This is a genomic window from Mesorhizobium sp. M7A.F.Ca.CA.001.10.2.1, assembly GCF_003998575.1.
Taxonomy (GTDB): Bacteria; Pseudomonadota; Alphaproteobacteria; order Rhizobiales; family Rhizobiaceae; genus Mesorhizobium.
Window position 1 is genome coordinate 1 of sequence record NZ_RZQY01000148.1, and the last position, 10,737, is coordinate 10,737.

The window sequence follows — 10,737 nt, forward strand, 5'->3', positions numbered from 1 at the left end:
TCGCGGGCGCGGCCGAGCGGCAGCAACGCGAAAGCCAACGTCACCAGCAGGCCGAACAGCGCCGCCATGCCGAGCGCGCCGGGATAGAAGCCGCCTGCGGCCGGCACCGGAATGACGGATTGCAAGGCCGCACTCGCTGCGAACGGCATCAGCGCGCCGAGCACAAGGCCCAGCACGATACCCAATGCGGCAATGATCAGGATCTGCACCAGATAGACGGCAAAGACGAAGCCGCCCGAAGCGCCCAGGCTCTTGAAGGTGGCGATCACGCCGCGCTTGCCGTCGAGATAGGCGCGCACCGCATTGGCGACGCCCACACCGCCGACCACCAGCGCCGTCAGCCCGACCAGGGTCAGGAACTGAGAGAAACGTTCAATGTTCGACGACAGCGCGGGCGCCGCGTTGCTGCGTGTGCGGATCGACCAGCCTGCTTCGGGGAAATCCGTGGCCGCCTGGTCCTGGACGCCCTTCAGTCGCGCCTCGTCGGCGTCTGCCGGTAGGCGGATCTTGTAGGCATTCTCGACCAGGCTGCCCGGCTGGATCAGTCCAGTGGCCGCCAGCCCGTCCGTCGAGATCATCAGCCTTGGCGCGAAGCCGAAACCGTCGGACACGGCGTCCGGTTCGGCGACCAGCCTGGCGCGCAGTTCGAAAGTGGCGGTACCAAGCTTCAGCCGGTCGCCGATCTTGACGTGCAGCCGCTCGAACAGAAGGTCGGGTGCCGCCGCACCGAAGACGCCGAACTCTTCGCCGAACAGTTCCTGTTTCGACAGTGCCGGCTCGGTCTCCAGCGTGCCATAGAGAGGATAGGCATGGTCGACCGCCTTGGCCTCGACCAGCGCCTGGTCGGATCCGTCGGCCAGACGCGCCATCGAACGCATGCTGGCGGTCCGGGAAACTGTGCCGAGCCCGTCAAGGAAGCTGCGCTCCGCCTGGCTGGCGTCACGCTGATTGATCTCGAAGCGAAGGTCGCCGCCCAGCAGCGTCTGGCCCTGATTTGCGACACCGGCGGTGATCGAACGCGCCACCGAGTTGACGCCGCCGATGGCCGCGACGCCGAGCGCGATGCAGGCGAGAAAGATCAGGAAGCCGGACAGGCCGCCGCGCATCTCGCGCAACGAGAAGCGGACCGCGAGCCTCAACGTCCGGGACAGCGGCATCAGGCCGTCACCTTGACAGGCGCCGGCGCCTCGATCCGGCCCGAGCGCATCGATACCTGGCGCGAACAGCGTGCCGCGAGCGCCGGATCATGGGTCACCAGCACCAGCGTCATGCCGCGCTCGGCCGCCTTGGCAAACAGGAGGTCGGCGACCTGCCGCCCGGTCGCCTGGTCGAGATTGCCGGTCGGCTCGTCGGCGATCAGGATGCGCGGCGACGGCGCCAATGCGCGGGCGATCGCCACGCGCTGCTGCTCGCCGCCCGACAATTCGCCGGGATAGTGGGTGACGCGGTCGCTGAGGCCAACCGCCTCCAGCTCGCGCGCCGCCACCGAAAACGGATCGGCATGGCCGGCCAGCTCCAGCGGCACCGCGACATTTTCGAGCGCCGTCATGTTGGGAATGAGATGGAAGGACTGGAACACGATGCCAATGTTTCGGCCTCGAAACGAAGCAATCTGGTCCTCGCTTTTGCCGTTGAGCAACTCACCAGCGATTCGGACCGTACCCGAATCGACCCTTTCCAGGCCTGCCAGGACCATCAGCAATGTCGACTTGCCGGAGCCCGAAGGCCCGACGATGCCGGTCGCCTCCCGGGTCGCCACATCAAGGCTGACACCCTTCAGCACATGGACCGATGAAGCGCCCTCGCCAAGGGTCAGGGATACATCTTTCAGCGCGATGACGGCTTCTGTCAAAATGAAATCGTCCTATAATCTGGGAAGGCTCTGCTTGCCGGAAGCCGTCGACTGAAGAATTCCTAGCTCATATGGGGCCTGCCGCATGTCTTTCAAACGCAGTATTGCCGCAGGCCTCATGGTTTTCCTCGCCATTTGCGGCGCCATGCCGTCAGCGCGTGCCGAGCCGTTCAAAATCGTCGGCTTCGGCGACAGCCTGACGGCGGGCTATGGCCTTGGGCCTGACCAGGGCTTTACCGACAGGCTGCAGGCTGCCCTTCGCGCCAAAGGCCATGATGTGAGCGTCGCCAATGCCGGCGTTTCCGGCGACACGACGAGCGGTGGCCTGGCGCGGCTCGACTGGTCGGTGCCCGACGGCACGCAACTGGTCATCCTCGAACTCGGCGCCAACGACATGCTGCGCGGCGTTTCGCCCGACATCACCAGGAAGAACCTCGACGAGATGCTGAGCAAGCTGAAGCAGCGCAAGATTGCCGTGCTTCTGGCCGGCATGCGTGCCGCACCCAATCTTGGCCCCGACTACCAGAATGCGTTCGACGCCATTTTTCCGGACCTGGCGAAGAAATACGACGTCGTACTCTACCCGTTCTTTCTCGACGGCGTCGCCGGCCAGCCCGGCATGCAACTCGAGGACGGCCTGCATCCGAGCGTTGAAGGCGTCGACCAGATAGTCGAACGCATCCTGCCGACGGTCGAGAAGGTGATCGCTGCAGTGCCGGGCGATTCCTAGCGGATTGGAACTGTTTCCGCGCAGGGGGCTTTTAACAGGGACTGTGGCCAACAAACCTCTTGCTCCGTTTGACTATCGATGATTCGCTGGGGATGACAGTTCGATTCGAGGAAGGGAGGCTCTTCATGCCGCGTCTTTTCACCGCCCTCGAAATTCCGCGTGACGCTGCCCTTTCGCTGTCCCTGCTGCGGGGCGGCTTGCCGGGAGCCCGCTGGATCGATGTCGAAAACTACCATCTGACGCTGCGCTTCATCGGCGATGTTCCCGGCCATGTCGCCGACGAGATCGCCAACGCGCTCGACCGCGTCCACCGCCCTTCCTTCTCGCTGGCGCTGTCCGGCGTCGGCGCTTTCGGCCAGAAGAAGCCACATGCGGTGTGGGCAGGCGCTTCCGCCTCGCCCGGTCTGGCTGCCCTTCAGGGCGAGATCGACCGCATCTGCCAGCGGCTCGGCATCCCGGCCGATCCCCGCAAGTTCATGCCGCATGTCACGCTGGCACGCTTACGCAATTCGACCCCGCTGGACGTCGCCCAATATCTGTCGGCGCGCGGCAATTTCTCGACGCTGCCGTTCCGCGTCGGCCGTTTCGTGCTGATGTCGTCGCGCGATTCGGTCGGCGGTGGACCCTACATCGTCGAGGAAGCCTGGCCGCTGTCAGGCACGGACGCCCGCGCGTCCAGCCTTGTCGCCAGCGCCTCCGACGCCTCGCGGATCATGCGATAGGCGGAAGCGAAGGCTTCTGCCTCGTCATGATAAGGATCCGGCACGTCGCGTGCCTTTCCCTGCGCGAACTCCAGGAACAGATGGATGCGGTCCTGCACGGCCGCCGGCGCCAGCGCCTTCAGGTCGGCGACATTCGACCGGTCCATGCCGAGGATCAGGTCGAAACGGTGGAGGTCCTGCGGCGTGACCTTGCGCGCCCTTTGCCCGGAAATGTCGACGCCGTGCCGCACCGCGATCGCGATCGCGCGTCGATCGGGGGCAGAGCCGGCCTCCCAGTCACTGGTTCCCGCTGAATCGAGCAGGATATCCCGGGCCGACCCGCGCTCGGCCCAAACCGCGCGGAAGACACCTTCCGCCAACGGCGACCGGCAGATATTGCCGAGGCAGACGAAGAGAATGGAGTTTATGGGCTTCGCGCTCATCGATCCGTCGCTATGGTAAGGGTCGTTTTCGAATAGCACAGGATATGGACATGGCGAGAGAGAAACTGGGCAGGCAAGCCGCTGAAGCCGCATTGACCGGTCTTGACGGCTGGGCGCTGGCGGAAGACGGCGCTTCCATCAAGCGCACATTCACCTTCGCGAATTTCTCCGAGGCTTTCGCCTTCATGACCCGCGTCGCGCTTGCCGCCGAGACGATGGACCATCATCCCGACTGGTCGAATGTCTACAAGACCGTCGATGTGACGCTGAACACTCACGACGCCGGCGGCGTCACCACGCTCGATATCGATCTGGCCAAGAAAATGAACCGCTTTGCCGGCGCCTGAGGCCTGGTATCGCCTCGGCAGGCCCAAATCGGCACCAGCATCTTGTAGCGGGGGTCGGGTTTCACCACATTTTCCCCCGCGGGCATGCGCCGGATGCGCATGGGCGCTCGCAAGGAGACACTGATGGCGCAACAATCCGGTTTTGATTTCTTCGGCTTTGGCGGCAAGCTGGCAAACGAGAGCGAAGTGCGCGAGAAATTCTGGCGCACAGCCAAGAAGGCCGCGCTGCAGATCCCCTACATGGAAGAGGTCGTGGCCGCCTACTACTGCGCCATGGACAAGAACACCCCGCTGCGCGCCAAAGGCATTCTGCTCGCGGCGCTCGGTTATTTCGTGCTGCCGGTGGATGTCATCCCCGACTTCGTCTTCGGGCTTGGCTTCACCGACGACATCGCCGTGCTCACCGCCGCGATCACCGCCGTCAGCGCCCACATCACCACTGCGCACCGGCAAGCCGCCAGGGACGCCATGGCCGACAAGGGCTGAACTCACGCACGGAACGCCGTTGAAGCCGGCTTTCTGCGGCAGCGTAAAAAGTCAAACTCTTGCCGCTTTCGTGGCCTCCAAGTCGCCAAAGGGATGTCGCGCCAGCCGCTCGCAAGGCGGCGGCGCGGCAATGGCGGCGGTTTCCTCGGGGTGAGGGTCCTTTTCTCTTCGGAAATTCACCGTTTGGTAACCCAGATTAAATCAAAATGAAGCGACGGGCAGGACGCCAAGCCGGCCTGCCTCCGCACCATTTGGAATACGGGAAAAGCGATGCGCGGATTAATTGCACTAGTTTCGAGCCTGGTCCTGGTGGCCGTGGCAGCGCCGGCGCTGGCGCAGTCGGCGACCAAGATCGGCCAGCACAATGCCTGGGGCACCTACAGTTACCAGGCATCGGGCGGCAAGGTCTGCTATGTCCTGACCGTGCCGACCGACAAGCAGCCGCCTACGCTCGATCATGGCGACATGTTCTTCTTCGTCAGCCAGCGGCCCGGCCAGCAAGTGTCCTACGAGCCGCAATTCATTGCCGGCTACAACTTCCAGGACGGCTCCAAGGCCACCGTGACCATCGACAAGAAGACGTTTTCGATGTTCACCCGCGGAAAATCGGCCTGGGTCGAGAATGCCGCCGAGGAGCCGGTGCTGATCGCCGCCATGAAGACCGGCACCGACATGAAGGTGACGGCGAAGTCCGGCCGCGGCAATCCCACCTCCTATGTCTTCTCGCTGAAAGGTATTTCGGCGGCGCTGACGTCGATTGCCAAGTGCAAATAGGCAAGGAGTGCAGGCACGCACTTCGCTTTGAATGAAAGGCCGGGCCGCGAAGCCCGGCCTTTTTGCTTTCAGCCTTGCGCCGATCCCGGCCCGGCCTCCGCCCGCCGCCGCCGGATCGCCTCGGCGATGAAAACACGCGACAGCGCGTGGTAGAGCGGCTCGTGCGAGATCATCCGCGCCGTACCGTAGCCCAGCATCGAGGCCAGCATCAGCGCGATGACATTGTCGTGATTGCCGGTCATCTCCAGGATGATGACGAAAGCCGTCATCGGCGCCTGCACCACCCCGGCGAAATAGCCGGCCATGCCGAGCAGTGCCGCAGCCCCCGTGCTGGCGCCGAAGAGGAGGCCGAGCGAACTGCCGATGCCGGCGCCGACCGCCAGCGAGGGCGCGAAGATGCCGCCCGGAATGCCCGAGATCATCGACAGCAGTCCCGCCAGGAACTTTTCGGCAAAGAAGAACCATGGCAGCGGCGTGCCTTCGACGGCGCCCCGTGCCTGCACGTAACCGGTGCCGAAGGTCAGCCCGCCCGAGGCGATGCCGATCACTGCAACCAGCAGCCCGCAGACGGCCGCGACCAGCAAAGCGCGCTGCAAAGGCTGCCCAGTGTTCCAGCGCCGGATCCGGCGTGTCGCCTTCAACGCCAGCAGCGAAAACAGCGCGCCGAGCCCGCCGCCGATGACGCCGCAGGCGATCACCAGCGGCCACTCGGCGGCAAACGAGATCGTGTCCTTGGCGACGCCGAAATAGGTGTAGTTGCCGAGCAGGCCGAGCGAGGCGAGGCCGGCCAGGATCACCGCCGTCAGCACCAGCCCGTTGGTACGCGCCTCGTAGGTGCGGCCCATCTCCTCGATGGCGAAGACGATGCCGGCCAGCGGCGTGTTGAAGGCGGCGGCGATACCGGCGGCCGACCCGGCCAGAATCAGGCCCCGCGCCTGCACCATGCCGCCCCAGCGCGCCGCCTGCAGCATCAGCGACGCGCCGACCTGCACGGTCGGACCCTCGCGGCCGATCGAGGCGCCGCAGAACAGGCCGACGATGGTGAGCATGATTTTGCCGACCACCAGCTTGAGGGACAGGATATGACTTCGGTCCTCGTCGTCGCGAAGATGGCGGGCGGCGATCGCCTGCGGAATGCCGCTGCCTTGCGAGCCGGGAACGAAGGTGTGGGCAAGCCAGGCGCACAGCACGAAACCCAACGGCGTAACGGCAAGCGGCAGATAGAAACGCCAGCCGCCTCCGTCTCCTGTCATCAGGTGAAACAGTTCCTGCGCCCTGTCCGCCAGCACCGCGAACAGCACGCTGATCACACCGATGCCAAGCGCCCCGGCCCAGAACACCAGGCGCGGCTGCCACACCCGCCGTGAGCCCCACATCGCGCGCGAACGCCGCAGCATGGGATATCTTCGCGATGTGCCGGCCATGTCTGTCCTCGAGCGGGGAGTATCGAGCCCTAACACGTGCAGGCCAGAGGTTAAACCGGCACAACCCATGACTCTGCCCTCAACCTGTGCTATGCGCCGCGCTTCCTTTCCGGCACGATGCGTGAAATCGGCCGCAAACCGCTTATATCAGTGCAACCATGACCCTTTCATTCGATCTCACCACTGACGGCGCCCGCGACGCGTTGCGCGCCCGCGCGGCACAGCCCGAAAAGCCGTCGCTGATCGGCCTGACGCGGGTCGAGCTCGCCGAGGCTCTGGTTGCATCAGGCACTGTGCCCGAGCGCCAGGCGAAAATGCGCGCCCAGCAGCTGTGGCACTGGATGTATGTGCGCGGCGTCTCCGATTTCGCCGGCATGTTCAACATTTCCAAGGATCTGCGCGCCGAACTGGACAAGCACTTCACCGTCGCCAGGCCCGAGATCGTCGAGGAGCAGATTTCCGCCGACGGCACGCGCAAATGGCTGTTCCGCTTTCCGCCGCGCGGCGCCGGCCGGCCGGTCGAGATCGAGACTGTCTACATTCCCGAAGAGGGTCGCGGCACGCTGTGCATCTCCTCGCAGGTGGGCTGCACGCTGACCTGCTCGTTTTGCCACACCGGCACGCAGAAGCTGGTGCGCAATCTGACGGCTGAGGAGATCCTCGCCCAGCTGCTCACCGCCCGCGACCGGCTCGGCGATTTTCCCGACCGCGACACGCCCGACGGCGCCATCGTGCCGGCCGAGGGCCGCAAAGTGTCCAACATCGTCATGATGGGAATGGGCGAACCGCTTTACAATTTCGAAGCGGTCAAGAAGGCGCTGCTGATCGCTTCCGACGGTGACGGCCTTTCCTTGTCGAAGCGCCGCATCACGCTGTCGACCTCCGGCGTCGTGCCGGAAATCTTCCGCACCGGCGAGGAGATCGGCGTCATGCTGGCGATCTCGCTGCATGCCACCAATGACGATCTGCGCGACCTGCTTGTGCCGATCAACAAGAAGTATCCGCTGAAGGAGCTGATCGCCGCCTGCCGCGCCTATCCCGGCCTGTCGAACGCCAAGCGCATCACCTTCGAATATGTGATGCTGAAGGATGTCAACGATTCCATCGAGGACGCCAAGGGGCTGATCAAGCTGCTCAAGGGCATTCCGGCCAAGATCAATTTGATCCCGTTCAACCCGTGGCCTGGCACCAACTACCAGTGCTCGGACTGGGAGACGATCGAGAAATTCGCCGACTACATCAACAACGCCGGCTATGCCTCGCCGATCCGCACGCCACGCGGCCGCGACATCCTCGCCGCCTGCGGCCAGCTCAAGTCCGACTCCGAGCGCATGCGCAAGGTCGACCGGCTGGCGCTGGAAGCGATGATGATAGCGGGGCACGGCGAGGCGTGAGCCGCCCCGTCGCCTGGCTGAAGCGCCTCGCCGTGATGGCGGTCGGCTATATCGCCGCCGTGCTGACCTCGATCCTGGTCCCGGTGCTGCTGATCGCTCTTCTGGAAGGTTTGGAAGATGGCAACTGGTCCATCATTTTCGCTTTCGACTGGCTGGGTTCCTTCCCGCTCGCGGTGTTGACCGTGACGATCGCCGCGCTGCTAATCGTCGGCCCGGCGCTCTTTGTCGCTGAATGGTTTTCGCTTCGGGGATGGTTCTACTTTGCCGCCACGGGTGCGATCACGTCCATCGCCTTTGGCGTGTCCATGCCGCGCTCGGCCGGCAGTTTTATCTTCAATCCGGGCTTTCTCGGTTTCCTGGCCACCGCCGGCATTGCCGCCGGTTCGGTCTACTGGCTTCTGGCCGGACGCAAGTCGGGCATGCGCCGGGATTTGGGCCGAGATCTGGGATGACCCGTCTCGTCGGCTACCTCATCCGTTTCACCGTCATCCTGTTCGGCTATGCCATCGCCTCGCTGGCGGCGAGCGCCTTCCTCAACATCCTGTTCCTGGCCTCTCTCGGCTACGCACCGGAGCAAGCGCAACCGGCGGTGACGGCTTCCCTGTATTTCTCGATTCCCTTCGTCGCCCTGTTCGTCGCCTATTTCGCCCTGATGCCGGCTTGCATAGTCATCCTGCTTGCCGAGATCCTCGGCCGGCGAGACTGGCTGTACTATGCCTTGGCGGGCGCGGCGGTTGCCGGCGTTTTCCTCGGGCTTGCCGACCACAGCGGTGACACCGCCTTCACGGTCAGGGACACCAGCGCCATCATGGCGGTGATCGGCGGCGGCATGGTCGGCGGCATCTTCTACTGGCTCAGCGCCGGGCGCTGGGCCGGAAGCTGGTGGCAAGGCGAACCAGAATCCGGCGATGGTGGTCGAGCAGGATGACGGCCGCTATTTCGCCTGGGCCGTCAGGATCTTGAGCGCGAAGGCGGAGAACACGCCGGCAAAGAGATAGTCGACCACCCGCGTGACGCGCGGGCTGGCCTTCATCGCCGCCGAGAACTTTTCCGCCGCCAGCACCATCGGCACGGTCACCGGGACCGACAACACGATGAACATGAGTCCGAGGAAAAACAGCTTTCCCGGGGCGTTCGGATCATGCGCGGAGACGAACTGCGGCAGGAAGGTCATGAAGAACAGGATGATCTTCGGGTTGAGCAGATTGACGCCGAGTCCCGCCGCCCAGCTGCGCAACAGCGAAATCTCGGGGCCGGTCTTCTTCTCCGGCGAAAAGGCCGAGCCCCTGGTGATCGCCTGCCAGGCCAGGAAGACGAGATAGCCCGCGCCGAAGATCTTCAGCACGAAGAAAGCCATCGGCGAGGCGACGATCAGTGCCGAGACACCGACAACCACCAGCGTGGTGTGGATCAGCGTGCCGCACAGCGCGCCGGCCATCGAGGCAAAGCCGGTGGCACGGCCCTGGTTGAGCGTGCGCGAGACGAACAGCGTCATGTCCGGACCCGGCGTGATCGCCAGGATGACCGTGGCAATGGCGAACTGGATCAGCGTGGCGGTGTCTGGAATGAACGACATGAGCGGCCCCAGGGAATTGGGAGGCCTATACAGGATGCGCCATGACGATGCCAGACACAGCAGCCACCCGATGTCGATCCAGCAGGCGTCCGCAAGGCATTCGCTGGACGGCCGGCCGCGGCGTCCTATGCCTGCCTGCTCAGCCGCATCCTCGCCGGCTCCTCCGCGACGAGTTGATCGTTGCTAACATCGGCGTCCCCGGTGATCTGGTCGATCGGCTTGGGCCGGCCGAGGAAATAGCCTTGCGCCTCGTTGCAGCCTTCGACCTGCAGGATGGTGAGCTGGACATGCGTCTCGACGCCTTCGGCAAGCACCGGAATGTCGAGGCTGCGGCCCAGCGTCAGCACCGCCCGGATGATGGCCTTGGCCTGCGGGCTTCGCTCGACGTCAGCCATGAACGAGCGGTCGAGTTTGATCTTGTCGAAGGGAAACGAGCGCAGCGTATCGAGCGATGAATAGCCGGTGCCGAAATCGTCGATCGCGATCGTCACCCCCAGCGCCTTGATCTGGCGCAGGACATGCAGCGTGCGCACCTTGTCGGCGACGATCGTCGATTCGGTGAGCTCCAGCTCCAACCGTTTCGGCGACAGCCCGGTCTCGATCAGGATTTGATGGATGAGCTTGGCGAGATCGGCATGGGCGAACTGTACCGGTGACAGATTGACCGCGATCTTGTGGCCATTGCCCCACGAGGCCGCCTGGCGGCACGCGGTCCGCAGCACCCATTCGCCGATCGCCATGATCGAGCCGTTCTCTTCGGCAATCGGGATGAATTCAGCGGGCGGAATCATGCCGTGCACGGGATGGGTCCAGCGCAGCAGCGCCTCGTAGCCGCAGGTGGCGCCGGTCGGGACCGAGGTCTGCACCTGATAGTGCAGCGAAAGCTCGCCGCGGTCGATCGCCTGGCGAAGGTCGGTGGCCAAGGCGCGGCGCGCCCGCGCCGTCTCGTCCATGGCGGATTCGTAGAAGCAGACGGCTCGCGTGACGTCGTTCTTCGCCCGGTACATGGC

At 64.5% G+C, this 10,737-nt stretch carries 14 protein-coding genes; 8 read left to right on the plus strand and 6 right to left on the minus strand.

All coding sequences use genetic code 11. The features are described from left to right. A partial coding sequence (locus tag EN964_RS12430) for an ABC transporter permease (RefSeq protein ID WP_127276404.1) occupies positions 1 to 1,157 on the minus strand: 1,157 nt, incomplete at its 3' end. Beyond that, positions 1,157 to 1,852, minus strand: a complete 696-nt coding sequence (locus tag EN964_RS12435) for an ABC transporter ATP-binding protein (protein WP_127268357.1) — start codon at positions 1,850 to 1,852, stop codon at positions 1,157 to 1,159. The genes EN964_RS12435 and EN964_RS12430, both read right to left, overlap by 1 nt. Positions 1,853 to 1,937: 85 nt before the next feature. Here EN964_RS12435 and EN964_RS12440 point away from each other — a divergent pair, with 85 nt between their 5' ends. Then, a complete protein-coding gene (locus EN964_RS12440) occupies positions 1,938 to 2,582 on the plus strand; it encodes an arylesterase (protein ID WP_127268358.1) in 645 nt (214 codons plus the stop codon). A 125-nt stretch (positions 2,583 to 2,707) separates the two neighbouring features. Further along, positions 2,708 to 3,304: an RNA 2',3'-cyclic phosphodiesterase gene (gene thpR / locus EN964_RS12445; RefSeq protein ID WP_127268359.1), complete on the plus strand. Its 597-nt coding sequence runs from the start codon at positions 2,708 to 2,710 to the stop codon at positions 3,302 to 3,304. Here the strand turns inward: thpR and EN964_RS12450 are convergent. Then, positions 3,208 to 3,726: a low molecular weight protein-tyrosine-phosphatase gene (locus tag EN964_RS12450; protein WP_127268360.1), complete on the minus strand. Its 519-nt coding sequence runs from the start codon at positions 3,724 to 3,726 to the stop codon at positions 3,208 to 3,210. The two genes, thpR and EN964_RS12450, sit on opposite strands and share 97 nt — an antisense overlap. A 50-nt stretch (positions 3,727 to 3,776) precedes the next feature. On the opposite strand from EN964_RS12450, the gene EN964_RS12455 reads away from it, so the two are divergent. The 3 genes from EN964_RS12455 to EN964_RS12465 all read left to right on the plus strand — a co-directional run bounded on the left by EN964_RS12455 (position 3,777) and on the right by EN964_RS12465 (position 5,333). Beyond that, positions 3,777 to 4,073 (plus strand): 4a-hydroxytetrahydrobiopterin dehydratase, encoded by a 297-nt coding sequence (locus EN964_RS12455; RefSeq protein ID WP_127268361.1) that lies wholly within the window; start codon positions 3,777 to 3,779, stop codon positions 4,071 to 4,073. A gap of 123 nt (positions 4,074 to 4,196) precedes the next feature. Then, entirely contained in the window at positions 4,197 to 4,559 is a 363-nt protein-coding gene (locus EN964_RS12460; RefSeq protein WP_127268362.1) for a YkvA family protein, read from the plus strand. 270 nt (positions 4,560 to 4,829) lie between these two features. Further along, positions 4,830 to 5,333: an invasion associated locus B family protein gene (locus EN964_RS12465; protein WP_127268363.1), complete on the plus strand. Its 504-nt coding sequence runs from the start codon at positions 4,830 to 4,832 to the stop codon at positions 5,331 to 5,333. Positions 5,334 to 5,401: 68 nt separating this feature from the next. Here the strand turns inward: EN964_RS12465 and EN964_RS12470 are convergent, their stop codons facing one another. Then, complete coding sequence (locus EN964_RS12470; protein WP_127271175.1) at positions 5,402 to 6,757, minus strand: chloride channel protein; 1,356 nt, start codon at positions 6,755 to 6,757, stop codon at positions 5,402 to 5,404. A gap of 158 nt (positions 6,758 to 6,915) precedes the next feature. Here EN964_RS12470 and rlmN point away from each other — a divergent pair, with 158 nt between their 5' ends. From rlmN to EN964_RS12485, 3 genes are read left to right on the plus strand one after another with little or no spacing between them, the layout of a single operon-like run. Then, the gene (gene rlmN / locus EN964_RS12475) at positions 6,916 to 8,151 is read left to right on the plus strand and encodes a 23S rRNA (adenine(2503)-C(2))-methyltransferase RlmN (RefSeq protein ID WP_127271171.1); all 1,236 of its coding nucleotides are present in this window, start codon (positions 6,916 to 6,918) and stop codon (positions 8,149 to 8,151) included. Positions 8,152 to 8,186: 35 nt separating this feature from the next. Beyond that, a complete protein-coding gene (locus EN964_RS12480) occupies positions 8,187 to 8,603 on the plus strand; it encodes a hypothetical protein (protein ID WP_236382957.1) in 417 nt (138 codons plus the stop codon). After that, entirely contained in the window at positions 8,600 to 9,079 is a 480-nt protein-coding gene (locus tag EN964_RS12485; RefSeq protein WP_127271178.1) for a hypothetical protein, read from the plus strand. The genes EN964_RS12480 and EN964_RS12485 overlap by 4 nt, the downstream gene beginning before the upstream one ends. 6 nt (positions 9,080 to 9,085) lie before the next feature. Here EN964_RS12485 and EN964_RS12490 read toward each other — a convergent pair whose 3' ends face one another. Both EN964_RS12490 and EN964_RS12495 read right to left on the minus strand, forming a co-directional pair. Next, positions 9,086 to 9,727, minus strand: a complete 642-nt coding sequence (locus EN964_RS12490) for a LysE family translocator (RefSeq protein WP_127271180.1) — start codon at positions 9,725 to 9,727, stop codon at positions 9,086 to 9,088. 125 nt (positions 9,728 to 9,852) lie between these two features. Further along, the coding region (locus tag EN964_RS12495; RefSeq protein ID WP_245490648.1) for a bifunctional diguanylate cyclase/phosphodiesterase at positions 9,853 to 10,737 on the minus strand (885 nt) is incomplete at its 5' end.

Bases quoted from the DNA above. Each gene is read 5' to 3' on its own strand.
- EN964_RS12440 (WP_127268358.1), top strand. From the start codon at position 1,938: ATGTCTTTCAAACGCAGTATTGCCGCAGGCCTCATGGTTTTCCTCGCC.
- thpR (WP_127268359.1), top strand. From the start codon at position 2,708: ATGCCGCGTCTTTTCACCGCCCTCGAAATTCCGCGTGACGCTGCCCTT.
- EN964_RS12450 (WP_127268360.1), bottom strand. From the start codon at position 3,726: ATGAGCGCGAAGCCCATAAACTCCATTCTCTTCGTCTGCCTCGGCAAT.
- EN964_RS12455 (WP_127268361.1), top strand. From the start codon at position 3,777: ATGGCGAGAGAGAAACTGGGCAGGCAAGCCGCTGAAGCCGCATTGACC.
- EN964_RS12460 (WP_127268362.1), top strand. From the start codon at position 4,197: ATGGCGCAACAATCCGGTTTTGATTTCTTCGGCTTTGGCGGCAAGCTG.
- EN964_RS12465 (WP_127268363.1), top strand. From the start codon at position 4,830: ATGCGCGGATTAATTGCACTAGTTTCGAGCCTGGTCCTGGTGGCCGTG.
- EN964_RS12470 (WP_127271175.1), bottom strand. From the start codon at position 6,757: ATGGCCGGCACATCGCGAAGATATCCCATGCTGCGGCGTTCGCGCGCG.
- rlmN (WP_127271171.1), top strand. From the start codon at position 6,916: ATGACCCTTTCATTCGATCTCACCACTGACGGCGCCCGCGACGCGTTG.
- EN964_RS12480 (WP_236382957.1), top strand. From the start codon at position 8,187: ATGGCGGTCGGCTATATCGCCGCCGTGCTGACCTCGATCCTGGTCCCG.
- EN964_RS12485 (WP_127271178.1), top strand. From the start codon at position 8,600: ATGACCCGTCTCGTCGGCTACCTCATCCGTTTCACCGTCATCCTGTTC.
- EN964_RS12490 (WP_127271180.1), bottom strand. From the start codon at position 9,727: ATGTCGTTCATTCCAGACACCGCCACGCTGATCCAGTTCGCCATTGCC.